19 protein-coding genes and 1 pseudogene are annotated in these 26,178 nt (G+C 61.1%); 14 read left to right on the forward strand and 6 right to left on the reverse strand.

Annotated elements, in window-relative coordinates; genetic code table 11:
• Both VNZ65_RS02380 and VNZ65_RS02385 read left to right on the forward strand, forming a co-directional pair.
• Positions 1–141 (forward strand): annotated as a pseudogene (locus VNZ65_RS02380) (porin); the annotation flags it as partial.
• A 76-nt stretch (positions 142–217) separates the two neighbouring features.
• Entirely contained in the window at positions 218–1,117 is a 900-nt protein-coding gene (locus tag VNZ65_RS02385; RefSeq protein ID WP_325665698.1) for an SMP-30/gluconolactonase/LRE family protein, read from the forward strand.
• Positions 1,118–1,141: 24 nt separating this feature from the next.
• On the opposite strand, the gene VNZ65_RS02390 is transcribed toward VNZ65_RS02385, so the two are convergent.
• On the reverse strand, positions 1,142–1,531 hold the full coding sequence (locus VNZ65_RS02390) for a hypothetical protein (RefSeq protein WP_325665700.1): 390 nt from the start codon (positions 1,529–1,531) through the stop codon (positions 1,142–1,144).
• A gap of 169 nt (positions 1,532–1,700) precedes the next feature.
• Positions 1,701–3,917, reverse strand: coding sequence for an FUSC family membrane protein (locus VNZ65_RS02395; RefSeq protein ID WP_325665702.1), 2,217 nt, complete (start codon positions 3,915–3,917; stop codon positions 1,701–1,703).
• 359 nt (positions 3,918–4,276) lie between these two features.
• On the opposite strand from VNZ65_RS02395, the gene kdpF reads away from it, so the two are divergent.
• From kdpF to VNZ65_RS02445, 10 genes are all read left to right on the forward strand, one after another.
• Positions 4,277–4,366 (forward strand): K(+)-transporting ATPase subunit F, encoded by a 90-nt coding sequence (kdpF, locus tag VNZ65_RS02400; protein ID WP_038491105.1) that lies wholly within the window; start codon positions 4,277–4,279, stop codon positions 4,364–4,366.
• A 1-nt stretch (position 4,367) separates the two neighbouring features.
• The gene (gene kdpA, locus VNZ65_RS02405; protein ID WP_325665706.1) at positions 4,368–6,185 is read left to right on the forward strand and encodes a potassium-transporting ATPase subunit KdpA; all 1,818 of its coding nucleotides are present in this window, start codon (positions 4,368–4,370) and stop codon (positions 6,183–6,185) included.
• Positions 6,186–6,256: 71 nt separating this feature from the next.
• Positions 6,257–8,356: a potassium-transporting ATPase subunit KdpB gene (gene kdpB / locus VNZ65_RS02410; protein ID WP_325665709.1), complete on the forward strand. Its 2,100-nt coding sequence runs from the start codon at positions 6,257–6,259 to the stop codon at positions 8,354–8,356.
• A 14-nt stretch (positions 8,357–8,370) separates the two neighbouring features.
• A complete protein-coding gene (gene kdpC, locus VNZ65_RS02415) occupies positions 8,371–9,030 on the forward strand; it encodes a potassium-transporting ATPase subunit KdpC (RefSeq protein ID WP_325665711.1) in 660 nt (219 codons plus the stop codon).
• A 138-nt stretch (positions 9,031–9,168) separates the two neighbouring features.
• Positions 9,169–9,921 carry a TorF family putative porin gene (locus VNZ65_RS02420; protein WP_325665713.1) on the forward strand — a complete coding sequence of 251 codons (753 nt, stop codon included), beginning with the start codon at positions 9,169–9,171 and terminating at the stop codon, positions 9,919–9,921.
• A 207-nt stretch (positions 9,922–10,128) separates the two neighbouring features.
• On the forward strand, positions 10,129–12,918 hold the full coding sequence (gene kdpD / locus VNZ65_RS02425; protein WP_325665715.1) for a two-component system sensor histidine kinase KdpD: 2,790 nt from the start codon (positions 10,129–10,131) through the stop codon (positions 12,916–12,918).
• A gap of 2 nt (positions 12,919–12,920) precedes the next feature.
• Positions 12,921–13,616, forward strand: a complete 696-nt coding sequence (gene kdpE / locus VNZ65_RS02430; RefSeq protein WP_325665735.1) for a two-component system response regulator KdpE — start codon at positions 12,921–12,923, stop codon at positions 13,614–13,616.
• Positions 13,617–13,643: 27 nt separating this feature from the next.
• Positions 13,644–14,156: a cupin domain-containing protein gene (locus tag VNZ65_RS02435; protein WP_325665717.1), complete on the forward strand. Its 513-nt coding sequence runs from the start codon at positions 13,644–13,646 to the stop codon at positions 14,154–14,156.
• A 308-nt stretch (positions 14,157–14,464) separates the two neighbouring features.
• Positions 14,465–14,833, forward strand: coding sequence for a nuclear transport factor 2 family protein (locus VNZ65_RS02440; protein ID WP_325665719.1), 369 nt, complete (start codon positions 14,465–14,467; stop codon positions 14,831–14,833).
• A gap of 101 nt (positions 14,834–14,934) precedes the next feature.
• Complete coding sequence (locus tag VNZ65_RS02445; protein ID WP_325665721.1) at positions 14,935–16,323, forward strand: MFS transporter; 1,389 nt, start codon at positions 14,935–14,937, stop codon at positions 16,321–16,323.
• 132 nt (positions 16,324–16,455) lie between these two features.
• Here the strand turns inward: VNZ65_RS02445 and cphA (VNZ65_RS02450) are convergent, their stop codons facing one another.
• Positions 16,456–19,026: a cyanophycin synthetase gene (gene cphA / locus VNZ65_RS02450; protein WP_325665723.1), complete on the reverse strand. Its 2,571-nt coding sequence runs from the start codon at positions 19,024–19,026 to the stop codon at positions 16,456–16,458.
• A gap of 55 nt (positions 19,027–19,081) precedes the next feature.
• Positions 19,082–21,238: a cyanophycin synthetase gene (gene cphA, locus VNZ65_RS02455; protein WP_325665725.1), complete on the reverse strand. Its 2,157-nt coding sequence runs from the start codon at positions 21,236–21,238 to the stop codon at positions 19,082–19,084.
• 415 nt (positions 21,239–21,653) lie between these two features.
• Here cphA (VNZ65_RS02455) and VNZ65_RS02460 point away from each other — a divergent pair, with 415 nt between their 5' ends.
• Positions 21,654–23,972: an ABC transporter ATP-binding protein gene (locus tag VNZ65_RS02460; RefSeq protein ID WP_325665727.1), complete on the forward strand. Its 2,319-nt coding sequence runs from the start codon at positions 21,654–21,656 to the stop codon at positions 23,970–23,972.
• Complete coding sequence (locus VNZ65_RS02465) at positions 23,969–24,439, forward strand: DUF1854 domain-containing protein (protein WP_325665729.1); 471 nt, start codon at positions 23,969–23,971, stop codon at positions 24,437–24,439. The genes VNZ65_RS02460 and VNZ65_RS02465 overlap by 4 nt, the downstream gene beginning before the upstream one ends.
• Positions 24,440–24,533: 94 nt before the next feature.
• On the opposite strand, the gene VNZ65_RS02470 is transcribed toward VNZ65_RS02465, so the two are convergent.
• Entirely contained in the window at positions 24,534–25,280 is a 747-nt protein-coding gene (locus VNZ65_RS02470; protein WP_325665731.1) for a pseudouridine synthase, read from the reverse strand.
• A 132-nt stretch (positions 25,281–25,412) separates the two neighbouring features.
• A partial coding sequence (locus VNZ65_RS02475; protein WP_325665733.1) for an ACT domain-containing protein occupies positions 25,413–26,178 on the reverse strand: 766 nt, incomplete at its 5' end.

A 26,178-nucleotide genomic window follows, 5' to 3' on the forward strand; every position in this document is an offset into this window, starting at 1 on the left:
CTGTCGAAACGGACCTTGCTGTACACGGCAATCGGTACGGTGCGCAACAAGGGCAACGCCAACTTCGGCACCGAGTTCGACAATCCTTTGCCGGGCCATGCGCAGAACGGCGGCTACGCTGGTATCAGCCATACCTTCTAAAGTTTTGCTTTAAACTGATGTGTAATGCAATAACGAGGCTGCGAGGCCTCGTTATTATTTTTTTCAAGGATCTGTAATGACAACTGCAGCGGCCACCGCAAGCCTGGTATTCGACGGCAAACATCAGCTGGGAGAGGGCGTGCTTTGGTGCCAGCGCACGCAGCGCCTGCTGTGGACCGATATCCTCGGCGCTGCTTTGTGGTGCCTGACGCCGGCGACAGGTGTGACGCAGAGCTGGCCCATGCCGGAGCGGCTGGCGACTTTCGCCTTGACCGAAGACGACGACAGGCTGCTGCTGGGACTGGCTTCGCAACTCGCCTGGTTCCGTTTTTCCGAGCAATCGGTGACGCCGATTTGCACAGTCGAGGCGGAGCTGCCGCATACCCGGGTCAACGACGGCCGTTGCGACCGTTTCGGCCGCTTTGTTTTCGGCACCAAGAATGACGCTGCCGACATGGCTGCCTGTGCGTCTTTCTATCGACTCAATGCTGACCTGACGCTGGAACGCCTGGCGCTGCCGCCGGTGGCGATCAGCAACAGCATCTGCTTCAGTCCGGACGGCCACACCATGTATTACTGCGACTCGCTCGCCAAGAAAATTCACTGCTGCGACTACGATACCGCTGCCGGCACCATCAGCAGGGAGCGCCTGTTTGCCGACCTGTCGGCGCAGCCGGGCGAGCCGGACGGTTCTGCCATCGACAGCCAGGGCTACCTGTGGAATGCCCAGTGGGGCGGTCATCGCGTGCTGCGCCTGGCGCCGGACGGCAGCATCGAGCGCTTGCTCGAGGTGCCGGTGGCGCAACCGAGCTGCGTGGCGTTCGGCGGTGCTGGCCTGCACGATTTATATATCAGCAGCGCGCGTGAATCGCTGTCTCCCGAAGCCTTGCTGGCCGAGCCTGCGGCCGGTGGCTTGTTCCGCCATCATGTGGCGGATGTGTGCGGTTTGCCGGAAGCCCGCTTTGACGGCGCCTGACGGCGGCCAGCGCTGGCCCGCTGCTTACATGTAGCTGATGGTCATGATGAGCGGACGCGGATCGGCGTCGGCAGCCGCGTTTTTGACGGACAGTCCCAGCTGCGTATTGCCTTGCAAGGCCATGCGGTAGATGCTGGCTTCCTTGTCGCCGAGCGGCTTGCCGTCGCGCGTCAGGGTGACTGTCGTCTTGCCCAGGCCGGCGTCGGCGCCGATGCGCTGGAATGACACGTCGAAGGCGCTGCGCTGCTCGCAATGGATGTTGATCTGGCCGCGCTCGACGCTGCTGGTGCTGCAAGGCGGTTCGACGATGCTGCCGACAAAATGGATGATGCCGCCATTGGCGCTGGCCATGGCGCCGGAGGCGGCGGACAGCAGGGCCGAGGCGGCCGCGAGTTTTAAGATGGCGATGTTCATTGTTACCCTTTCTAAGATCGTAAAACCCGCAAATGCGTTTCCACATAGAAATAGTACTATATGGAAACAACGGCTGCCAGTGTTTCACTGCACTCAGTCGTAGCAACAATTTGATTTTATCTTTAGAAAAATCCTTTTCCCGCACCTGTCCTGTCCGCTTATTTTCTTCCTATGCGGCCAGGATGCGCCCGATTGCGGCGCTGTTGACGGCGATCTTTTCACTATCCAGGTAAAGCAATTCCATGCGCTGCTGCAGCGGATGCCAGGCCGGCCAGTTCTCCGGTTTTTCCTGCCGTGCGGCTTCTTGCTGCGCGCTTGTCAGCGGTGCTTGATCAGATGCTGCGGATGGACCGGGAGCGCTGGCAGCGGCCTCGGCCGGGGGCGGCGCCGCTGCGGGATTGAGCACATGCTCGGCCAGTCCCAGCGTCTTGCAGACCCGCGCAGTAGCCGCATCGAGTTCTTCATTGACGGCAGCATGCGGCATGCCCTCGGCATTGCGCCGCAACAGCATGCGCAAGGCTGCGACGTGCGCCATCACCAGGTAATTCTGGACGATGAACTGGTTCAGGTTTTCTACCGCGCGATGCTTGCTGACCGGCTCGTCGAGCATGCGCACCAGGGTCGACGCCAGCTCTGACATGCTGTCGAGGAAACGCTTGCGGCAGACGCGGTAGATGAAATCGTCCAGCGCCTTGCCTTGCAACAGCTTGTTGCTGGCGTCCAGGAAGCGCTGGTTGTTCTTGAGGACATTCTTGATCAGCTGCGGCAGCGTGCGGTACTCCCAGCTCGGCAGCACGAAACTGAAGGCGGTGGCGATCACGGCGCCGATCAGGGTATCGATCAGGCGTTCGCCGATGACATGGCCGCTGCTGGGAATCACCAGGTTGATCTGCAGCAGGATCTGCATGCTGGCGGCAATCGCCGTATAGCGGTACTTGACGTAGATGAAGGCGGGCGCCGCCACCGTCGCCATGAATAAAATCCCGAGCAAGGCCACCGGCTCATGCACGAAGCGCAGGATCAGCGCGGTGGCGACACAGCCGATCAGGGTGCCGATCAGGCGGTCGCCGCGGCGCTGCTTGGTCAGGCTGAAGCTGGGCTTGAGGATGATGGCGATGGTCAGTACGATCCAGTAGCCGTGGCCGGCATAGGGCAGGGCGTCCGCCGCCAGCAGGCCGCAGGAAATCGCCAGCGCCGCCCGCACGGCGAAGCGGAAAGTCGGCGAATGCCAGCGCAGGTTGGCCACCAGTACCCCCAGCTGGTATTTCTGCTGCGTCAGGAACGGCGTCATGTCCTTGCCCAGCAACACCGGCAACGGTCCTTGCACGCTTTGGGTGGCGTGGTGCAACTGGCCGATCATATCGATGGCGTCGACGATCTTGCCGTAGGTGGCGCGCAGGATGTCGAGGGCGTCCTCCGACACCTTGCCGGCCAGGCTGTCCTGCTGCAGCTGCTGCAACTCGGCTTCGATCGAACGCATTTCGGCCTTGTAGCTGACGCTGGCGAAAGAGGCGCGCTTGCGCGTGACGGCATAGGCGATCGCTTCAATATCCTTGGCGGCCTTGTTGACCAGGTCGCGCAGATAGGTCAGCACCTCGGCGTCGGCCAGATGCTGGCGCAGGATGGCGTAGTCGGTATGAGTCGAGAGGATGTGCTCGTAGAGATCGAACATGCCGAAGTGCACCTGGACCAGGATCGCATCCTGCTGGTTGCGCGGATCGCGCAGGATCAGGTCGCGCGAAGCCTGCTGCTTTTCGGCCAGCACGATCTGCTGCCGCACCAGGGTATTGAACTGGTTGCCGAGGTCGACGTGCATGTCGTAGAAGTCGGCCTTGATATTGATATAGCGCGCCAGCTCGAACAGCGCTTCCGCCAGCACCTGCTGCTTGATGCGGCTGCGCAGGAACCACGAGACCGCCATCGAATAGGCCAGGTATGCCAGGCCGCCGCCGAGGAACAGGCCGGTGTGGAAAAACGCCTGCTCCACATTCATGGCGTTTTCCATCGACAGGGTCATCACGAACAAGGCGGAAAATTGCAGGGGCATGGCTTTTTTGCCATACACCACCATCATGCTGGCGAGGAAGGTGACCACCACCAGCATGATGCTGAGCAGCCAGTGAAACGGCGCGCACAGGCTGATGATCAGCGTCACCACGGTGCACAGCAGCACGCTGGACAGCATTTCGTTGAACTTGTGCCGCAGCGTGCTCGGCAAATCCATCAGGCTGGTGGAGAGGGCGCCGATACAGACCGTCATCGCGGTCGGCAGGTCGCTGAACTGCAGCACCAGCATTGTCAATCCCACCACGCCGGTGGCGATGCGCAAGCCAGTATAGAAATAGTGACTGAAGATAAAGGTGCGCAGGTCCAGGGCGTAGTGCATGTAGATGTTTTTCGGCGGTAGCTGGCGAGGCTCAAAGTGTACCGCGTTTGACCGGACAAATTAAGGCGGATGGTGCAAAAAAGACATGAAAGGAATTTATTCCCTAACGGGACCTTCCCTCCAGCAGGAATGGCTTTTTCGCCGATTTTTACGGCTTTTTTACACTTTGTTTACACCCCCACCCCCTCTCTTTACGACATTTTTAGGAACTTTTATATAGCCTGTCACTACCGAAACTAACCTGTAATGAGGGTAATGATGGACCTGGCAATAGATGGAATGTATGTCGGTGCGATCGTGGCGATGTTTATCGTCACCTGGGCGCTGGCAGTGGGCTGCAAGAAGCTGGAGGATGGCCAATGAACCCGTTTTATGTACTCGGCGCGGTAGTCACCGTCGCGCTGCTGGTGTATCTGGTCGTGGCGCTGATCAAAGCGGAGGAATTCTGACATGACCTCCCAATCCACCATGTTGCTGATCGCTTTCCTGGGGGTGCTGCTGGTCTTGAGCTACCCGCTGGGGAAATATATCGTCCAGGTCGCCGCAGGCTCCTCCGATCACGCTCCGGTCACTGGTTTCGGCTGGTTTAACCTTGTCGAAAAATGGTTGTACCGTTGCGCCGGCATCAAGAGCAAGTCTGAGATGAACTGGAAGACCTATGCGCTGGCCTTGCTGCTTTTTAATACCATTGGCGCGCTGGCGACCTACGGTTTGCAGCGCTTTCAGCTTTGGCTGCCGCTGAACCCGCAGCACTTTGCTAATCTTAGCCCTGATTCTGCCTTCAACACAGCTGTCAGTTTTATCAGTAACACCAACTGGCAAGGTTATTCGGGCGAAAGCACGATGAGCTACCTGACCCAGATGCTGGTGCTGGCTGTGCAGAACTTCTTTTCTGCTGCTACCGGCATTGCAGTTGCCTTTGCCCTGATCCGCGGCTTTTCGCGTCACTCGGCACAGTCGATCGGCAATTTCTGGACCGACATCACCCGTTCCACGGCGTACATCCTGTTGCCGCTGTCGGTGATTTTCTCGGTGTTCCTGATCAGCCAGGGCGTGATCCAGAATTTCGATTCGTATAAAGATGCAACCATCGTGCAGCCGCTGACATATCAGCAGCCCAAGGTCGGCGCCGATGGCCAGCCGGTCAACGATGCCGCCGGCAAGCCGGTGCTGGAAACCATGAACACCAAGGTGCAGACCCTGGCCATGGGTCCGGTAGCGTCGCAGGAAGCGATCAAGATGCTGGGCACCAACGGCGGCGGTTTCTTCAACGCTAACTCGGCTCATCCTTATGAAAATCCGACCCCGCTGTCGAACTTCATGCAGATGCTGGCGATTTTCCTGATCCCGGCCGCGCTGTGCTTCACCTTCGGCTTCATGGTGGGCGATATCCGCCAGGGCTGGGCGGTGCTGGCGGCGATGACCTTGATCTTCGTGGTCATGACCGCGGTCGTGATGTATGCGGAACAGCAGTCGCATCCCGGCCTGACCGCGATGGGTATCGACCAGACCCATAGCCTGCTGCAGTCCGGCGGCAACATGGAAGGCAAGGAAAGCCGTTTCGGCATCAGCGCTTCGGCCCTGTTTGCAGCAGTGACAACCGCAGCTTCCTGCGGCGCCGTGAACGCCATGCACGACTCGTTCACCGCACTGGGCGGCCTGGTGCCGATGGCTCTGATCCAGATGGGCGAAGTGGTGTTCGGCGGCGTCGGTTCCGGCCTGTACGGCATGCTGGTGTTCGCCATCATGGCGGTGTTCATCGCCGGCCTGATGATTGGCCGCACGCCGGAATACCTGGGCAAGAAAATTCAGTCGTTTGAAATGAAAATGACCTCGATCGCGATCCTGGCGACGCCGATCCTGGTGCTGGGCGGCACCGCCATTGCTGTCATGGCGACTGCCGGCGTGGCCGGCATCGCCAACCCGGGTGCGCATGGCTTCAGCGAGATCCTGTACGCCTTCTCGTCGGCCGCCAACAACAACGGCAGCGCTTTTGCCGGGCTGTCAGCCAACACGCCGTTCTATAACGTGATGCTGGCGATCGCCATGTGGTTCGGCCGTTTCATCATCATTGTCACAATCCTGGCGATGGCTGGTTCGTTTGCTGCCAAGAAGCGGCTGGAACCGAACTCCGGCACGATGCCGACCCATGGCCCGCTGTTCATCGTGCTGCTGATCGGTGTGGTGGTGCTGGTGGGCGTATTGAACTACGTACCGGCCCTGGCGCTTGGTCCTGTGGTTGAACATCTGCAAATGTTTGCACATTAAGCCGGATGGGGTGGGCCTCAAGGCCCGCCTCGGGTTTACAGAATAATTTCAAGCGAAAGTAGAAAAACATCATGTCTCGTACTAATCTGACGCTCTTCGATTCCGCGCTGATGGGCCCGGCCATCGTCGCGTCGTTCAAAAAGCTGGCGCCGCAAACGCAATTGCGCAACCCGGTCATGTTCGTGGTCTATGTCGGCAGTATCCTGACCACCCTATTGTATTTCCAGGCCCTGATCGGCAAGGGCGAAGCCAGTGCCGGTTTCATCCTGGCGATCTCGGTCTGGCTCTGGTTCACAGTCCTGTTCGCCAATTTTGCCGAAGCACTGGCGGAAGGCCGCAGCAAGGCCCAGGCAGAATCTCTGCGTGCGCTGAAACAAACCGTTTCGGCCAAGAAGCTGGAAGCCGGCAGCAAGTCCAAGGGCGCATCCAGCAACTGGTCGGCAACTCCGGCCAGCAACCTGCGCAAGGGCGACATCGTACTGGTGGAAGCCGGCGACGTCATCCCGGTCGACGGTGAAGTCATCGAAGGCGTAGCTTCGGTCGACGAAAGCGCGATTACTGGTGAATCGGCTCCTGTGATCCGTGAATCCGGTGGCGACTTTTCCGCTGTCACCGGCGGCACCCGGATCCTGTCCGACTGGCTGGTGGTACGGGTCAGCGTTAATCCAGGCGAAGCTTTCCTGGACCGCATGATCTCGATGGTGGAAAGCGCCAAGCGCCAGAAGACGCCGAATGAAATCGCCTTGACCATCCTGCTGGTGGCGCTGACCATCGTGTTCCTGCTGGTGACCGTTACCTTGCTGCCATTCTCGCTGTTCAGCGTGGCCGCCGCCAAGTTCGGCACGCCGATCACCATCACCGTACTGGTGGCTTTGCTGGTCTGTCTGATCCCGACCACCATCGGCGCCTTGCTGTCCGCCATCGGCGTGGCCGGCATGAGCCGCATGATGCAAGCCAACGTGATCGCCACCTCCGGCCGTGCGGTGGAAGCCGCCGGCGACGTCGACGTGCTGCTGCTGGACAAGACCGGCACCATCACACTGGGCAACCGCCAGGCGTCGGCCTTCATTCCGGCGCCAGGCATCACTGAGCAGCAGCTGGCCGATGTGGCGCAACTGGCCTCGCTGGCCGATGAAACGCCGGAAGGCCGCAGCATCGTGGTGTTGGCCAAGCAGCGTTTCAACATCCGCGAACGCGAGATGAACTCCCTGCACGCCAGCTTCGTGCCGTTCACCGCGCAAACCCGCATGAGCGGTATCGATATCGGCGATGCCGGCAATGCCGGAAAAATTCGCGCCATCCGCAAGGGTTCCTCGGAAGCCTTGAAGAACTACATGGCCGAACTGGGCCAGCCGTTCCCGGCCGAAGTGGCGCACAGCGTCGACGACGTCGCCCGCCGCGGCAGCACGCCGCTGGTGGTGGTGGACGAAGGCGTGGTGATGGGCGTGGTCGAGCTGAAAGACATTGTCAAGGGCGGCATCAAGGAGCGTTTCGCCGAGCTGCGCCGGATGGGCATCAAGACCGTCATGATCACCGGCGACAACCGTCTGACAGCGGCTTCGATTGCCGCCGAAGCAGGGGTCGACGACTTCCTGGCGGAAGCGACGCCGGAAGACAAGCTGAAACTGATCCGCAGCTATCAGTCGGAGGGCCGCCTGGTAGCGATGACCGGCGACGGCACCAACGATGCCCCCGCGCTGGCGCAGGCTGACGTGGCGGTGGCGATGAACAGCGGCACGCAGGCGGCGAAGGAAGCCGGCAACATGGTCGACCTGGATTCCAATCCGACCAAGCTGCTGGAGATCGTCGAGATCGGCAAGCAGATGCTGATGACGCGCGGCGCCTTGTCGACCTTCTCGATCGCCAACGATATCGCCAAGTACTTCGCGATCATCCCGGCTGCCTTCATCACCACTTATCCGCAGCTGGCGGCGCTGAATGTGATGCATCTGGCCAGCCCGTCGTCGGCGATCATGTCTGCGGTCATTTTCAACGCCCTGATCATCGTGGTGCTGATCCCGCTGGCACTGAAGGGCGTACGCTATCGCGCTGTCGGCGCCGCCTCGCTGCTGCGCCGCAACCTGCTGATCTATGGCCTGGGCGGCATCATCTTGCCCTTTATCGGTATCAAGCTGATTGACATGATCCTGTCGGTCATGCACCTGGTGTAATTAGGAGTATAGAAATGAAATCCGCTGCATCTTCCACATCATCTACAACGCTGCCGCCGGCCAAGCTGGCTGTGCATTCGAAAGTATCGTCGCAAGGCGTGCTGCGCCCGGCGCTGGTGCTGTTCGTCGGCCTGACTGTCCTCTGCGGCGTGATTTATCCGCTGGCCGTGACCGGCATCGGCAAGGCCGCGTTCCCGGACCAGGCCGCCGGCAGCCTGATCATGCACAATGGCACGCTGGTCGGTTCACGCCTGATCGGCCAGGAGTTTTCCGCTCCCAACTACTTCTGGGGACGCTTGTCGGCCACCACCCCGATGCCATACAACGCCCAGTCGTCCGGCGGCTCCAACTTCGGTCCGAGCAACCCGGCGCTGATTGACGCTGTCAAAGGCCGGGTCGACGCCCTCAAGGCGGCTGATCCCACCAACACGCTGCCGATTCCGGTGGACCTGGTGACTGCCTCCGCCAGCGGCCTCGACCCTGAAATCAGCCTGGCGGCGGCCTATTACCAGGCCGGCCGCGTGGCGCGCGAGCGCAAGCTCGATGTCGACACCGTGCGCAGCCTGATCGCCAGCCTGCAGATGCAGCGCGCCCTGGGTTTCCTCGGCGAGCCGCGGGTCAATGTCATGGCTTTGAATCTTGCACTGGATAGGCAACATCCCGCTGCAAACTAAGTTTTACCCCCGTTTCAAGCCAAAGCGATATTTTCTACAGGACTGACCGTACATAGTGCGGTCAGCTTCTGTGCGCCTATATCGTTTGCAGCTTGAAATACAACATCGTCACACTACCTTTTGTTTCACTTGGAACTCATGAAGAAAATATTCTATTTCGCTGGCCTGATGACTGTCATCGGCGTGACCGCCTTTACCGCAAACTGCTCACAGGCAGAAGAGGCGGCTGCGGTTCCCGACAACGCGTTGACATTCAATGCCAGCCTGGTATCCGATTATCGCTTCCGCGGCATTTCGCAAACACGCCTGGAACCGGCGCTGCAGGGCGGCGCCGACTACAGCAACAACCCGACCGGCATTTATGTCGGCACCTGGCTGTCGACGCTGAAGTGGATCAAGGATAGCGGCGGCAGCGGCAATATCGAATGGGATATCTATGCCGGCAAGAAGGGCAACTTCACGCAAGACCTGAGCTACGATTTCGGCGTGCTGACTTACGTCTATCCATCGAACGACCTGCATCCGAACGCCGATACGACGGAACTATACGGCCAGCTTGGCTACGGCCCGGCCTACATCAAGTATTCGCAGTCGGTGACCAATCTGTTCGGCTTTGCCAACAGCAAGAACAGCGGCTACCTGGATATCGGCGTCAATATCGATGTGACCAACGGCTATACGGTCAATCTGCACGCCGGCCATCAAACCGTGAAAAACAATTCGGCATCCAGCTATAACGACTGGAAAGTCGGTCTGACCAAGGATTTCGGTTTCCTGTCGGGCAGCGTCGCCCTGATCGGCACCGACACCAAGAGTTATGTCGGACCGTCGCCTGACCGTAAAGATCTGGGCAAGACTGCGCTGGTGATATCGGCGACCAAGACGTTCTAATCCTTGTTGCTGAGTTGTTCCTGTAACAGTGGCCGGCAAGGTTAAAACCTGCCGGCCCGTTGCCATTTGCGGCCGCTGCGTGGAAACAGGCTGAAACAGCTTGAAACAGCGTGCGATAGTGGCAACAGCAGATGAATTCCATCTACAATTGATGTACAAGCTCGCTTGTTCCTTGCAACGATAGCTCCAACTGGGTCCTCACACTTAATGACCTCACCTAACTCAAACGGCGACCTGCGCCCCGATCCGGATGCCCTGCTGGCGCAACTGCAAGTGCAGGAGAGCCTGGCCGGACGCGGCAAGCTGCGTATCTATTTCGGCGCCTCGGCCGGCGTCGGCAAAACCTACGCCATGCTCAGCGCAGCGCACAAACTGCATAGCGAAGGCCGCGAGGTGCTGGCCGGGGTGATCGAGAGCCACGGCAGGGCGGAAACTGCAGCCTTGCTGAACGGCCTGGAGCTGCTACCGCTCAAACAGGTGGAATACCGCGACAAGCAGCTGCCGGAGTTCGATCTGGACGCGGCGCTGCAGCGCAAGCCATCCCTGATACTGGTCGACGAACTGGCGCATTCGAACGCTTCCGGCTCGCGCCATCCGAAGCGCTGGCAGGATGTGGAAGAGTTGCTGAACGCCGGCATCGACGTCTTCACCACGCTGAACGTGCAGCATCTGGAAAGCCTGAACGACGTGGTGGGCGGCATCACCGGCATCCGGGTGGCGGAAACCTTGCCGGATACGGTATTCGATGCCGCCGATGAAGTGGTGCTGGTGGATCTGCCGGCCGACGAACTGCTCAACCGCCTCAAGCTCGGCAAGGTGTACAAGCTGCCGCAAGCCGAGCGTGCTTCGCGCAATTTTTTCCGCAAGGGTAATCTGATCGCCTTGCGCGAGCTGGCCTTGCGCCGCACCGCCGACCGCTTGCAGGGCGATGTCCAGGCATATCGCATAGAAAAGTCGATCGGCGCGGTGTGGCAGACCGATGCCGCGCTGCTCGCCTGCGTCGGGCCATCGCCGAGCGCCGAGCATGTGATACGCAGCACGGCGCGGCTGGCGACCCAGCTGAATGCCGAATGGCAGGCGATCTATGTCGAGACGCCTAAACTGCAACGCCTGTCTTCCGCCAAACGCGAGCGCATCCTGAAGACGCTCAAGCTGGCGCAGGATCTGGGTGCGACCACGGCCGTCCTGGCGGGCAACGATGTTGCCGCAGTCATGGCCGCTTATGCACGCAGCCATAATTTTTCCAAGATCATCATCGGCCGCAGCCAGCGCCAGTTTTTCTGGCAGCCGAACCACGCTGCGCGCATCGCGGCGCAAGCCAGCGATATCGACCTGATCGAAATCGGCGTGCCGCCGGCCAGCGCCGCCGTCAAGGAAGAGGGGGCTGCAGACCGCAATTTCCCGCGCCATTTACCCAAGCAAAGCCGGATCGAATGGTGGGGCTACGGCTGGGCGTTCGGCGTGTGCGTGCTGGTCACCCTGCTGGCGACGCCGATACTGCCGTTTTTCGATCTCGCCAATATCGTCATGCTGTACCTGCTGGCGGAGGTCTTGATCGCCATCCGCTACGGCCGCGGACCGGCGATCTTTGTCGCGCTGCTGAGCATCGCCTCTTTCGATTTCTTTTTCGTGCCGCCGCGTTTCTCCTTTGCCGTCAGCGATTTCCAATACCTGCTGACCTTCGGCGTAATGTTGGCGGTGGGCTTGACGATTACCCATTTGACCACTGGTTTGCGCTACCAGGCCCGCATCGCCTCGGACCGCGAAGCGCGTTCGCGCGCCTTGTTTGAATTCGCCCGCGCCTTGTCGGGCGTCCTGCAAACCGAGCAGATCTTTGAAACCAGCCGCCAGTTCCTGCAGCGCAGTTTCCAGGCCAAGACCTTGCTGCTGGTGCCGGACGATGCCGGGCGCTTGCAGCTGCCGCCGGTGATACCGGAAGATGTCGCCAACGTTGCCGCCGCCCTCGACATGGGTATCGCCCAATGGGCTTTCGACAATGCCAGCAGCGCCGGTATCGGCACCGACACGCTGCCGGCCAGCAATTATCTGTACCTGCCGCTGGTGGCGCCGATGCGCACGCGCGGCGTGCTGGCGATTCTGCCGCACAGCCGGCGCTGGATCCTGATCCCGGAACAGCAACAGCAGTTGTATACCTTCGCCACCCTGACGGCGATTGCGCTGGAACGGGTGCACTATGTCGAAGTGGCGCAGGACGCGTTGGTGCGGATGGAATCGGAACGGCTGCGCAATTCCCTGCTGTCGGCGCTGTCGCACGATTTGCGTACGCCTTTGACGGCGCTGATCGGCTTGTCCGAATCGCTGGTGCTGTCGAAACCGCCATTGCAGGAAAACCAGCAAGTGCTGGCAGGCGCCCTGCACAGCGAGATGCTGCGCATGAGCGCATTGGTCACCAACCTGCTGGACATGGCCAGGATCCAGAGCGGCGAGGTGAAGCTGAACCTGCAGTGGCAGCCGTTTGAAGAAGTGGTCGGCAGTGCGCTGCGCGCCAGCGCGTCGGCGCTGGTCGGGCATCAGATCGAAATCCGGGTGGCGCACGAGCTGCCGCTGATCCGCTTCGACGCGGTCTTGATTGAGCGCGTGCTGTGCAATCTGCTGGAAAATGCCGCCAAATACACGCCGCCTGGTTCTCACATCGTGCTGGCGGCGGCGGTCAACAGCCGTTTCCTGGCGGTCACCGTAGCGGATGACGGACCGGGGCTGCCGAGCGGCATGGAAGACGCCATATTCGAAAAATTCACACGCGGCGAGCGCGAGTCGGCCAAGCCCGGCGTTGGTCTGGGGCTGGCGATCTGCCGCGCGATTGTCGAGGCGCACGGCGGCACCATCCGTGCCCGCAGCGTCGGCAGCGGCGCCGAATTCATCTTTACCATCCCGCTCGGCACGCCGCCCAGCATGCCCGACCTGGAAGAGCACGAACTCAGAATGGATGCTGCCGCCACTCATGTCGGCAACGCCGGCAACATGGAGAAAACATGACGATGCAACCCACCCCCATTGCGCTATTGGTCGAAGACGAGCCGCAGATACGGCGCTTTGTGCGCGCCGCGCTGGAAGACGAAGGCTGGCAGATCTTTGAAGCGCAGACCATGCAACGCGGCCTGATCGATTGCGGCACCCGCAAGCCCAACCTGGTGATCCTCGATCTCGGGCTGCCGGATGGCGACGGCGTCGATTTCATCCTGGATGTCAGGAAATGGTCGCGCGTGCCCATCATCGTGCTGTCGGCGCGCGTCAATGAAGCGGACAAGATCAAGGCGCTCGATGCCGGCGCTGACGATTACCTGAGCAAGCCGTTCGGCGTCGGCGAGCTGCTGGCGCGGGTACGCGCCACGCTGCGGCGGCAACATCAGCCGTTGGCTGACGATGACGGCCTGATCCGCTTCGGCGACGTCACGCTGGACCTGCAGGCGCGGCTGGTGACCAAGGCGCAGCAGCCGGTGCACCTGACGCCCACCGAGTACCGTTTGCTGACGGTGCTGGTGGCCAATGCGGGGAGGGTGGTGACCAATCCGCAGCTGCTGAAAGAAGTGTGGGGGCCATCGCATTCCGAGAGCGGGCACTACCTGCGGATATATATGGGACACTTGCGGCAGAAACTGGAACACGATCCGGCCCAGCCCAAGCATCTGCTGACCGAAACCGCGGTCGGCTACCGCATTCTGCTTTCTCAATAACGGCGTTGCAAACGAATGGAGACCAACATGGCGCGACCGGAGTGCATCAAGAACTGGCAAGAAATCCAAGGCGCCGACGATTCGCACTATCCCGGCAGCGCCGAGCTGATGTCCATCGGTTCGCCGTTCGGCCGCAGCTTCGGCTTGAAGAGGATAGGGATCCACCATGAGGTGCTGGCGCCCGGGCGCCGCACGTCCTGGCCGCACGCCGAGAAGACCGAAGAAGAATTCGCCTACGTCATCGAAGGCACGCCGGACGTCTGGCTGGATGGCCATCTGCACCGGCTGGCGCCGGGCGACGGCGTCGGTTTCGCCACCGGCACCGGGCTGGCGCATACCTTCATCAACAACACCGAGAGCGACGTCCGGCTGCTGGTGGTGGGCGAGTGCTTCCGCGCCGACAACCAGGTGATCTATCCCTTGCATCCGGCGCGCAATGCGGCGATCGGCGCTCAGTACTGGAGCGATGCGCCGCAGGATCCGCTGGGTCCGCATGACGGCTTGCCGGACAAATTGCGGCAGTCAAACGGTCCTTTCTGAATTGTGTATAGTGCTGGGGCCTGTTGGCATATGATTTGGGAGATGCGTTCCAACCAAAACGTGTGGTGGCAAGGCGCGTGGCACAGCTGGGGCTGAAGCCCCAGCAAGCCATGCAACGCCGCCAGCGCACGTTTTGGTTGGAACCCTCCGGGAACGGCTGCAGGCGTCACATGCCGTCGTTACTTCTCCTTGCCGTAGCACCGCTACGTCGCGTCGTCGTGCCTAGGCCTGTAACGCCTGCCGCGCGTTCGCACTCCCAAATCATATGCCAACAGGCCCTGAACCACACACCATCACAGGATCAATTCATGCCAAATCGAGAACGTGTTGAAAGTTTCATAAAACTGGTTGTGCAAGGCAAATACGTGGAAGCGATCGAGGAGTTTTATACCGAAGACGCCTCCATGCAGGAAAACCAGGAACCGCCGCGCAAGGGAATGCCGTTGCTGGTGGCGGGCGAGGAAAAAGCGCTGTCGGCGGTCAAGCAAATCCGCACGCTCGCGGTCAAGTCATTCCTGATCGACGGCGACCGCGTCGCCATCAACTGGCTGTTCGAAATCGAACTGCCGGACGGCCGCAGTTTCCGGCAAGACGAAATCGCCTACCAGGTCTGGCGCGGCGACAAGATCGCGGAAGAACAGTTTTACTACGATCCCGGGCAGCGCAAGCCGGCCTGAGCAAGCTCTCCTGCCGGTTTCGTGAAATAGGTGTAAACTACTAAAAGACAGATGCATCACTGCTTGCATCTGTCTTTTTGTTTACCCTACGGTTATCGGCAGTGCAACGTACTCTCCTCATCCCGCTGATTGTTGCTTGTGCGCTGTTCATGGAAAACATGGACGCGACGGTGATTGCCACCTCCTTGCCGGTGCTGGCGCGCGACCTCGGCCAAGATCCGCTTACCCTGAAACTTGCCTTGACCTCGTATGTGGTCGGCCTCGGCGTCTTCATTCCGATCAGCGGCTGGGTTGCCGACCGTTTCGGCGCCCGCACCGTGTTCCGTTCGGCGATCCTGGTGTTCCTGTGCGGTTCGTTGATGTGCGCGGCTTCCAGCTCGCTGGCGGCATTCGTCGCCGCCCGTTTTTTGCAAGGCATAGGCGGCGCCATGATGGTGCCGGTCGGCCGTATCGTGATTTTCCGCGCGGTGCCGCGCACCGAGCTGGTCAAGGCCATCAGCTACCTGACGATTCCGTCGCAGCTGGGTCCGGTGATCGGACCGCCGCTGGGCGGTTTCATCACTACTTATTTCCACTGGCGCTGGATCTTCCTGATCAACGTGCCGATCAGCATCCTCGGCATGTACCTTGCCAGCAAATACATAGAGAACTATCGCTCCGACGATTTGCAGCCGCTCGACATGAAGGGTTTCGTGCTGTCGGCGGTCGGCAGCACGCTGCTGATGCTGGGTTTGTCGATGATCGACGGCGAACTGCTGGCCTCGGAATGGGCATTCGCCATGTGCGTAGTGGGTGGCCTGACCTTGTATGTGTATCTGCTGCACGCACGGCGCGAGCCGTTTCCGCTGCTGGACCTGCGCCTGCTGCGGATTCCGACTTTCCGCGCCAGCGTGCTGGGCGGCTCGCTGTTCCGCATCGGCCTGGGCGCGGTGCCTTTCCTGTTGCCGCTGGCCTTGCAGGTCGGCTTTGGCATGAACGCCTTCCATGCCGGCACCATTACCTGCGCCTCTGCCTTTGGCGCGATCTTCATGAAAGCCATCGGCACCTCGGTGCTGCGCCGCTACGGCTTCCGTTCTGTGCTGATCTGGAATGCGGTGCTGGCCGGCCTGGCGCTGGCCTCGTATGGTCTGTTCACGCCGACCACGCCGTACCTGGTGATGATGGCGGTGGTCTTGCTGGGCGGCTTTTTCCCGTCGATGCAGTTCACTTGCCTGAACACCATGGCATACGCTGACCTGGATAGCGCGGACGTCAGCCGGGCCACCAGCCTGGCCAGCGTGGTGCAGCAGATTTCCTTGGGATTGGGAGTAACGATAGGCGGCCTGGCGGTGCATTTCTCCAGCCGCCTGCAGGGTCATGAAACCATAGTTGCCGGCGATTTCTGGCCGGCTTTCATCGTCATCGGCCTGTTCTCGATGGCCTCGATTCCGGTGACGCGCCGCTTGCCCTTGAATGCCGGTGCAGCGTTGACCGGGCACAAGCCGGCGTAGGGTGACTTCTGATTAGTTGAGATAAAGCGAGTCATCTGGGGTCAGAGTGAAGTTTCTGCAAAAAAGCATGCAGAAAGTTCACTCTGACCCCAGTTAGCTAAGCATTTGAAACGCGACGAAAGATCGCAATAATCAAACTTCCGCAATACGCTTGGCAATATGCGCCAGCGCTTCTTCCACCTGGTCGACCAGGATCAGGCACAGATCGCCCGGCGCCAGATGCGACAAGGCGGTATCGATGGCGATGAATTCGCCGTTGATTTCCTCTGTGGCGGTGGTGCGGCGGGCATTCTTCAAACCTTCGCGCAACAAGCCCAACGCTTCGCCGTCGGCGCGGCCGCGCTGGCACTGGTCCTGGTAAAGAATCACTTCATCGAAGGCGTCGCCCAGGATTTCGGTCTGGTGGCGGATATCGATATCGCGGCGGTCGCCGGCGCCGCTGATGACTACCGAGCGGCGTTTGGCGGGCATGCTGTCGATCGCTTTGACCAGCGCCTGGATGGCGTCCGGATTATGGCCGTAATCGGCGATCAGGGTGGCGCCGCGATACTCGAATACATTGAAGCGGCCGGGCGCAGTGGCGGCATCGTTGATGAAGCTGGCAAGGCCGGCGTGTATCACATCCCAGTCTAGATTCAAGGCCCAGGCGGTGGCGATGGCTGCCATGGCGTTCTCGATCTGAAAACTGATGGTGCCATTGCGGGTCAGCGGAATTTCCTGCAGCAGCAGCCGGTGTTCCTGCTTGCCCTTGGCGGCGACGATGGCATTACCGTCCTGGTACACCACCCGGTGGCCCTGGGCGCGGTGGGTGGTCATTAGCGGGTGATGGAAATCATGGGCAAAGAAAGTGACCGAGCCAGGGCAAGCCTTGGCCATGCTGGCCACCATCGGATCGGCAGCGTTCAAGACCGCGTGGCCACCCGGCGCGACGTTTTCAACAATGACGCGCTTGACCACGCTCAGGTCTTCCACCGTGCTGATAAAGCTCAGGCCAAGATGGTCGCCCATGCCGATGTTGGTGACCACGGCGACGTCGCAACGGTCAAAGCCCAGGCCCTCGCGCAGGATACCGCCGCGCGCGGTTTCAAATACCGCGGCGTCGACGTCCGGATGCATCAGGACGTTGCGGGCGCTGCGCGGACCGCTGCAGTCGCCGGTGTCGATACGTTGTTTTTCGATGTAGACGCCGTCGGAATTGGTCATGCCGACGCGCAGTCCCTTGCGTCCGAGCAGGTGGGCGATCAGGCGCACGGTGGTGGTCTTGCCGTTGGTGCCGGCCACCGCTACCAGCGGGATGCGGCCATTGTCGCCATCTTCAAACATGGTCGACATGATGGCGGCGCCGACCGCGCGGCCTTTGCCGTAGGAAGGACTGATATGCATGCGCAGGCCGGGCGCGGCGTTGACTTCGACTACGCCGCCTTCCTGTTCTTCCAGCGGCTGGTGGACGTTGTTGCAGACCACGTCGACGCCACAGATGTCGAGGCCGACCATTTGCGCCGCGGCGACGGCGCGTGCGGCCAGCTCCGGGTGCACGTCTTCGGTAACGTCGGTGGCGGTGCCGCCGGTGCTCAGGTTAGCATTGTTGCGCAACACCACGCGCGTGCCTTGCGGCGGCACCGAGTCGGCAGCGTAATTCTGTTTCGCCAGCGTCGCCAGGGCGATCGCATCGAAGCGGATCTTGGTCAGCGAAGTGGCATGGCCTTCGCCGCGCAGCGGATCGCTGTTGACATGATCGACTAACTGGCGGATGGTGCGCACACCGTCGCCGATCACCTGCGGCGGATCGCGGCGGGCGGCCGCCACCAGATGGTTGCCAACCACCAGCAGGCGGAAGTCATGGCCGGGCAGATAGCGCTCGACGATCACTTCCGAGCAGATTTCGGCAGCGACCTCGAATGCCGCCATGACCTGCTCGCGTGCAGTGATGTTGACTGCCACGCCCTTGCCCTGGTTGCCGTCGCGCGGCTTGAGCACCACCGGGCTGGCGATTTCCTGGGCAGCAGCCCAGGCTTCTTCGGCGCTGGAAACCACGCGGCCCATCGGCACCGGCACGCCGGCGGCGTTCAGCAGCTTCTTGGTCAGGTCCTTGTCTTGCGCGATCGATTCGGCGATAGCGCTGGTGTGATTGGTTTCCGCGGCCTGGATGCGGCGCTGGCGGCTGCCCCAGCCGAACTGCACCATGCTGCCGCCGGTCAGACGGCGGAACGGAATGCCGCGCGCAACCGCGGCCTGCACGATGGAACCAGTGCTGGGGCCGAGGCGGATGTCTTCGTCCAGTTCCTGCAGCCGCGCCAGCGCGCTTGCCAGGTCGAAGGGCTGGTCGGTCAGGGCCGCCAGGCACAGTTGCCGCGCCAGTTCGAAGGCCAGCTGGCCGACTTCTTCTTCGCTGTATTCGACGATGACCTGGTAGACGCCGGCTTCCATTGTCGGCACGGTGCGGCTGAAGGTGACCGGACAGCCGGCCTCAGACTGCAGCCCGAGGGCGGCGATTTCCAGGGCATGAGCCATGGACACCACTTCGTTCTTGCCGGTCGCCTGCAGGAAGCCCATTTGCGGAAAGCGTTCACGCAGCTTGGCTTCGAAGCCGGCGATGCCGGCAATGGCGCGTTCCGCTTCGGCGCAGGACACAATGGCTTCAATAGCGGTATGTCGACTCCACAGATTGGGGCCGCGAAGTACTCGGATACGTGATACGTCCATCGACAGGTTTTCCTAATTTTCTGATGATTCTGTTTTTACTTAAGCAAGCGACTCGCTATGCCATCTCGAAAGTTTCAATCCCGGCGCGCATCAAGTCGTGCGAGATGTCCAGCGCCCATGCCGCGGCAACCGCCGCCAGTACGTTTTCAGTCTGGAAGCTGTCCTTGCTGCGGGTAATCAGCGGCACGGTGGTGATGTCCGCCAGCAGCAATTCGTTCTTGCCGGTAGCCAGCATGATCTGGTCGTTGCGGATGAACACGGCGCGCTTGTTCTTTTCGAGATGTTCGGCGATGACCGGCAGGGCAGGGTTGAGGCCGAAGAAAATCACTTCGCCGTCGCACAGCGAGGCCATCTCGGCCACCAGCGCATCGGCGGCGTTCAGCACCGCGACGCCGGTCGGCAGCACGACGTCGACCTGGGTGCGGGTGACTTTCACCATTTCCTCGGCATCGCCGATGTAGTACTGCGGCAGGCTGTCGTTGGCAGCGATGTTGGTGACCACGCCAACCTGGCAGCGGTCGTACACCAGGCCTTCGGACAAGATGGTGTCGTGGCTGTTTTCAAAAACCGCCGCTTGCACCGCGCGGTTGATCAGCACGCGCTGGGCCGATTCCCAGTTGGCGCAATCGCCTTTTTCTACCCGGCGCTGGGCGAAATAGAGGCCGTCGCCGCAAGCCAGGCCGACATGGTTGCCGCTCAGGTGCAGTTGCCATGCGATCAGGCGCGAGACGGTGGTCTTGCCATGAGTGCCGGAGACGCCGACGATCGGGATGCGGCCATTGTCGGCAGCGGCGAACAGATGTTCGATGATGGCGCGGCCAACCGGGCGCGGCCGGCCTTCCGCTGGCTTCAGGTGCATCAGCAGGCCGGGGCCGGCGTTAACTTCGACGATGGCGCCGCGCTGTTCTTCCAACGGACGGGAAATGTCTTCCGCCACCAGGTCGACGCCGGCGATATCCAGGCCGACCACGCGTGCCGCCAGCGAGGCGGCAGCGGCGACGCTTGGATGCACCAGGTCGGTGACGTCGATCGAGACGTTGCCGTTGCGTTGAATCAGGACTTGCTTGCCGGCCGGCGGGATCGAATCGCCGCTGTAGCCCTGGCGTTCCAGCTCCACGCGCACCACCGGTTCCTGGTCCAGCAGCACCAGGCTGAGCGGGCATTCTTCCAGCTCGCCGCGGCGCGGATCGGAATTGATCTGGCTGTCGATCAGCTGCAGGATGGTCGAACTGCCGTCGGCTACTACCGACAATGGTTCGCCACGTGCAGCCGCAGCCAGACGGCCGCCGACGATCAGCAGGCGGTGTTCGTTGCCGCGGATGAAGCGCTCGACGATCACGCTGCTGCCTTCCTCCAGCGCCAGCGTGTAGGCGGTTTCGATTTCCTCGCGGGTGTTGAGGTCGATGAAGACGCCGCGGCCATGATTGGCGTCGGTGGGCTTGACCACCACCGGCAAGCCGATGTCTTCGGCGGCTTCCCAGGCTTCAGCCGGGCTGTCCACGACCTGGCCTTCCGGCACCGGCACGCCGCAGGCTTGCAGCAGGGTCTTGGTCAGGTCCTTGTCGCTGGAGATGCTTTCGGCGATGGCGCTGGTCTGGTCGGTTTCCGCGGTCCAGATGCGGCGCTGACGAAAGCCGTGGCCGAGCTGCACCAGGTTGCCGTCGGTCAGGCGGAAAGAGGGGATGCGGCGTTCGTCCGCGGCTTCGACAATGCAGGCGGTGCTGGGGCCCAGGCAACGCGAGTCGACCATGGTGCGCAGCGAGGCAATGGTGGCGGGTACATCGAACGGCTGGTCTTCAATCGCCGCCATCACCAGGTCGCGGGCGGCGTGCAGGGCGGCGCGGGTGACTTCTTCGTGGCGCGCGCGCACCGCTACTTTATAGACGCCGCGCACCGAGGTGCTGCGGGCTTTGCCGAATCCGCCCGGCATGCCGGCCAGGTTTTGCAGTTCCAGAGTGACGTGTTCGAGAATGTGGCCGGGCCAGGTGCCGTCTTGCAGGCGTTGTACAAAGCCGCCGCGTTCGCCATAGCTGCAACGGTGTTCGATCAGGGATGGCAGCCAGCCGGTCAGACGCTGGTTGAAGCCGGGCAGGGTATTAGAGGGGAAGTCTTCCAGTTCGCCAATGTCGATCCACGCCTCAAGGGTTGATCTATATGTCCATATATTCGGTCCGCGCAGGGACATGATACGGAGAATTTCAATGTTTTTCATGAGTCAGCAATGAGGCTATAGGCGTTGGCCAAAAGGGCTGGCCAAAATGGCCATTCGTGGATCAGGAACGCTTGCGCGCGCCGGTTTCAACACCCTGCAACAACTTGTAACGCGTTAAAGAGCAGTTTGGTTTACATCCAATTACTAAATAATAATGTCCAAATAGATAGTGTTATTTAGTAACGAAGAGTAACGTTTCCAGAAAACCCGATAGGATATAATACTTGCGGCAGACGATGTGAGCCATTTTGGCCTGTTTTCAATGTGTTTGAGGGTGCGAGCGCGCGCTAAGCGACGCCAGCTGCAGCTCCCGAAGGGCGTGCCAAATAATTGTCACCTTGTACCAAGGCGGTTTCACACAAAATTCCATCCGGTCCGTTAGCCATTATGCGCGCGGACACACCATGCCGTTTAGATGAAAAGCAACCCAATATCCCCATTATCCCGCGCCGGTAATTATTTATCCCATAACTTGCCTGCCGCTTTGCCCGCCACTTTACGTGCTGAAGTGACAACTCAGCTTGCGCCGGCCGAGGAAATCCTTGCGTCCCTGGCCATCGATCTCAACGCTTCACTGCATTTTGCACAAGGACTGGTGCTGGTCACCAATCAGCGCGTACTGGCCAAGATGGCCGAGGACAGCAGCTGGCGCGAGTGGAGCTATCGCGCCGGCCTCAAGCTCGGCCACCACGATCATGCCGGCGTCGGCAGCCTGGAGTTGCTTGACGAGCAACAGCAGCTGGCAAGCTGGCGCTATACGCTCGGCCTGAATCTCGATGCGCTGCGCCTGATCAAGGTCTTCGAACAGCAGCGCGACGACCGCCTGGCCGGGCGTTCGGCCTTGCGTGAAGAGCAGGCCGTTTGCCCGCAATGCAAGGCGCCGCTGCCCGCGGACAGCGAGGAATGCCTGATCTGCCCCGAAAAAGGCGCCGAGCCTTCGTCGACCTGGGCGCTGTTCCGCCTGGCGCGCTTCGCCACGCCCTACAAGGGCATGCTGCTGCTGGGTTTCGTGCTGATGCTGATTTCCACCGCCGCCACTCTGGTGCCGCCTTATCTGATGGGCCCCTTGATGGACAATGTGCTGATTCCTTATCAGAACGGCAAACCCATCAATGTCGACCTCGTCAAGCTGTACCTGTCCGGACTGCTGGCTTCCGCGCTGGTGGCCTGGAGCCTGGGCTGGGCCCGCACTTATATCCTGGCGCTGGTCAGCGAGCGTATCGGCGCCAACCTGCGCACCACGACCTATGAACACTTGCTGCGCCTGTCGCAGGAGTACTTCGGCGGCAAGCGCACCGGCGACCTGATGGCACGCATCGGTTCGGAAAGCGATCGCATCTGCGTCTTCCTCTCCCTGCATCTGCTGGACTTCGCCATCGACGTCCTGATGATCATCATGACCGCGGTGATCCTGTTTTCGATCAATCCATGGCTGGCGCTGGTGACCCTGGTGCCGCTGCCGTTCATCGCCTGGATGATTCACCTGGTGCGCGACAAGCTCAAACATGGCTTTGAAAAGATCGATCGCATCTGGGCCGAAGTCACCAATGTGCTGGCCGACACCATTCCCGGCATCCGCGTGGTCAAGGCCTTTGCCCAGGAAAAGCGCGAAGCCACGCGCTTCCGCGACGCCAACCAGCACAACCTGCTGGTCAACGACCGCGTCAACAAGATCTGGTCGCTGTTTTCGCCGACCGTAACCCTGCTGACTGAAATCGGTTTGCTGGTGGTCTGGGTCTTCGGCATCTGGCAGGTTTCCAAGAATGAAATCACGGTCGGTGTGCTGGCCTCGTTCCTGGCCTATATCAGCCGTTTCTATACCCGCCTGGATTCGATGAGCCGGATTGTCTCGGTGACGCAAAAGGCGGCGGTCGGCGCCAAGCGCATATTTGAAATCCTCGATCACGTCTCCAGCGTTCCCGAGCCGGCCAATCCGGTTCATCTGGAACACGTCAAAGGCGCCATCGAGCTGCGCGACATCGGTTTCCGCTACGGCAACCGGGCCGTGATGCGCGGCGTCAGCCTGGATATCAAGCCGGGCGAGATGATCGGCCTGGTCGGCCACAGCGGTTCCGGCAAGAGCACGCTGGTGAACCTGATTTGCCGCTTCTACGATGTCTCGGAAGGTTCGATACGCCTGGATGGCGTCGATATCCGTTCGATGCCGATCTCGGAATACCGCCGCAATATCGGCCTGGTGCTGCAGGAGCCTTTCCTGTTCTTCGGCACGATTGCCGAGAACATCTGCTACGGCAAGCCGGAGGCCACGCGCGAGGAAATCGTCGCCGCAGCCCGCGCCGCCCATGCCCATGAATTCATCCTGCGCCTGCCGCAAGGCTACGACTCGCTGGTGGGCGAGCGCGGCCAGGCGCTGTCGGGCGGCGAGCGCCAGCGCATCTCGATTGCGCGCGCGCTGCTGATCGATCCGCGCATCCTGATCATGGACGAAGCCACCTCATCGGTGGATACCACGACTGAGAAAGAAATCCAGAAAGCGCTCGATAACCTGGTCCAGGGCCGCACCACGATTGCGATTGCGCACCGCTTGTCGACCTTGCGCAAGGCCGACCGCCTGGTGGTGCTGGACCGCGGCCAGATCGTCGAAGTCGGCAGCCATGACGAATTGATGCTGCGCGAAGGCGCCTATTACCGTCTGTACCAGGCGCAGTTGCGCAATCCGGAAGGTGATGGCGAGCCGCAACTGGTCGACGAAGACAGCGAAGAGAACGTATGACGACACATGATTTCAAACTGAGCCACAATGCTTTTGGCCGCCTGGTCTACACCGCCGTCAATGGCGAGGTGCACGAAGGCGTGGTGCCGGTACGGGCGTTTCCGATTGGCGCGCCGGACGACGGCCTGTCGCTGGTCAGCGCCGATGGCCACGAACTGTCCTGGATCAGCCGCTTGTCGGATCTGCCGGACACAACCCGGGCGATGGTCGAAACAGAACTGGCCAGCCGCGAGTTCATGCCGGAAATCAAGCGCATCCAGAGAGTGTCCAGCTACACCGCGCCCAGCATCTGGTATGTGGAAACCAACCGTGGCGATGCTTCCTTCACGCTCAAGGGCGAGGAGGATATCCGCCGTATCGTGGCGACCAGCCTGCTGATCGCGGATAGCCATGGCGTGCAGTTCCTGATTCGCGATACCCAGGCGCTGGACAAGGCCAGCCGCAAGATACTGGATCGTTTCCTGTAATTGCTGTTACGCATGGGCACCTGCGCCTACCCTACATGTCTGCGCGCAGGGTAGGGTGGGCAGGTATTTCTGCCCACGCGGCATTCCCAATTTCCTAGAACTGCTCGTCCGCCCCCAGGTAGCGCCACTGTCCCTCTGGCAGATTCCCCAGCTTGACCCCGCCAATCCGCACCCGTTTCAAGCCCAGCACCTTCAGGCCGACCATGTCGCACATGCGGCGGATCTGGCGCTTCTTGCCTTCGCGCAGGGTAAAACTCAGCTGATCTTCGTTCTGCCATTTGACGATGGCCGGCTTGAGCTTCTTGCCGTCCAGCGTGAGGCCGTGGTTGAGGCGGCGCAGTTCGGCGTCGGGCAGCTTCTCGCCTTTGGTATAGCGTACCCGCACCAGGTATTCCTTGTCGACGCTGGTCTCTTCGCCGATCAGGTGCTTGGCGATGCGGCCGTCCTGGGTCAGCACCAGCAGGCCGACCGAGTCGATGTCGAGGCGGCCGGCGGGCACCAGGCTGCGCAGCTGGGTCGGGTGGAACAGGGTAGGCGAGCGGTCTTCGCTCCAGCGGTTTGCTTCCTTGATCAGCGCCACGGCCGGCTGATAGCCGTCCTCGGCCTGGCCGCTGACAAAGCCGACCGGCTTGTTGATCAGGATGGTGACGCGTTTCGATTGTTCGGCGGCGGCCTGGCGTTCTACGCTGATGCGCTGGCTCGGCAGCACCTTGCTGCCGAGTTCCGAGACGACGATGCCGTCGACCCGCACCCAGCCGCGTGCGATCCATTCATCGGCCTCGCGGCGCGAGCATAGCCCGAGTTCTGACATGCGTTTGGAAAGGCGTAGTGGTTCAGTCATGGCGTGCTAAAAAAAATTAAAAATATTGTCTGAAGCGTAGGGTGGGCAGGCTTTTCTGCCCACCCTACGCTTGGTATACAACTGCTCTCCCTGCGCATCGGTCACGCGTGGGCACAGGTGCCCACCCTACGTTTAAATGTGCAAGGCATCGAGCAAATCAGTCTCTAGCTGGATCTGCATGCGCGCGTGGTTGAGCGCATTGCCGTCCACCAGGAAAACGTCTTCGACACGTTCGCCGAGGGTCATGATCTTGGCGGTATGCAGGTTGATCTTGTGCTTGGCCAGTACGCTGGCGACCGAAAACAGCAGGCCGGTGCGGTCGTTGGCGGTGATCGACAGCAGGTAGTACTGGCCGCGGTCGTCCGGCCGCAGGTCGACCGTCGGCGTCAGCGGGAAGGTGCGCGAAAGGCGCGACAGGCGCCCGCGCGAGGTCGCAGGCAGGGCGCTGTCGGTTTGCAGCAAGGCGGTCAGCTCATGCTCGATCAGGTTGATGATGTCGCGGTAGTGCTTGGCGAACAGCGGCGCGCTGATCAGGAAGGAGTCGAGCGCGTAGCCGTGGCGCGTGGTCTGGATCTTGGCGTCCAGGATGCTGAAATTCTTGCTGTCGAAATAGCTGCAGATGCGGATGAACAGATCGCTGCGGTCCTTGGTGTAGACCGCCACCTGCAAGCCTTCGCCGATCGGCGCCAGGCGGCATTTGACGATAGTCGCAGGGTTGTCGATCAAGTTGCAGAAGGAGCGGGTTTGCCAGGCGATGTCGGAAGCGTCGTGGCGCAGGAAATAGGCGACGTCGAGCTGCTGCCATAGCGGCTCATGGGCGTCGGGCGGCAAGCCGTACAGGCGCAGGGTCTTCAGCGCTTCTTCCTGGCGGTTCTTCAGTTCGCGGTCGGCCGACGGC

It is taken from the genome of Collimonas sp., from assembly GCF_035566555.1.
Classification (GTDB): domain Bacteria; phylum Pseudomonadota; class Gammaproteobacteria; order Burkholderiales; family Burkholderiaceae_D; genus Collimonas.

Coding starts and splice junctions, on each gene's coding strand:
- VNZ65_RS02385 (WP_325665698.1), top strand. CDS start 218: ATGACAACTGCAGCGGCCACCGCAAGCCTGGTATTCGACGGCAAACAT.
- VNZ65_RS02390 (WP_325665700.1), bottom strand. CDS start 1,531: ATGAACATCGCCATCTTAAAACTCGCGGCCGCCTCGGCCCTGCTGTCC.
- VNZ65_RS02395 (WP_325665702.1), bottom strand. CDS start 3,917: ATGCACTACGCCCTGGACCTGCGCACCTTTATCTTCAGTCACTATTTC.
- kdpF (WP_038491105.1), top strand. CDS start 4,277: ATGAACCCGTTTTATGTACTCGGCGCGGTAGTCACCGTCGCGCTGCTG.
- kdpA (WP_325665706.1), top strand. CDS start 4,368: ATGACCTCCCAATCCACCATGTTGCTGATCGCTTTCCTGGGGGTGCTG.
- kdpB (WP_325665709.1), top strand. CDS start 6,257: ATGTCTCGTACTAATCTGACGCTCTTCGATTCCGCGCTGATGGGCCCG.
- kdpC (WP_325665711.1), top strand. CDS start 8,371: ATGAAATCCGCTGCATCTTCCACATCATCTACAACGCTGCCGCCGGCC.
- VNZ65_RS02420 (WP_325665713.1), top strand. CDS start 9,169: ATGAAGAAAATATTCTATTTCGCTGGCCTGATGACTGTCATCGGCGTG.
- kdpD (WP_325665715.1), top strand. CDS start 10,129: ATGACCTCACCTAACTCAAACGGCGACCTGCGCCCCGATCCGGATGCC.
- kdpE (WP_325665735.1), top strand. CDS start 12,921: ATGCAACCCACCCCCATTGCGCTATTGGTCGAAGACGAGCCGCAGATA.
- VNZ65_RS02435 (WP_325665717.1), top strand. CDS start 13,644: ATGGCGCGACCGGAGTGCATCAAGAACTGGCAAGAAATCCAAGGCGCC.
- VNZ65_RS02440 (WP_325665719.1), top strand. CDS start 14,465: ATGCCAAATCGAGAACGTGTTGAAAGTTTCATAAAACTGGTTGTGCAA.
- cphA (WP_325665723.1), bottom strand. CDS start 19,026: ATGGACGTATCACGTATCCGAGTACTTCGCGGCCCCAATCTGTGGAGT.
- cphA (WP_325665725.1), bottom strand. CDS start 21,238: ATGAAAAACATTGAAATTCTCCGTATCATGTCCCTGCGCGGACCGAAT.
- VNZ65_RS02460 (WP_325665727.1), top strand. CDS start 21,654: ATGAAAAGCAACCCAATATCCCCATTATCCCGCGCCGGTAATTATTTA.
- VNZ65_RS02465 (WP_325665729.1), top strand. CDS start 23,969: ATGACGACACATGATTTCAAACTGAGCCACAATGCTTTTGGCCGCCTG.
- VNZ65_RS02470 (WP_325665731.1), bottom strand. CDS start 25,280: ATGACTGAACCACTACGCCTTTCCAAACGCATGTCAGAACTCGGGCTA.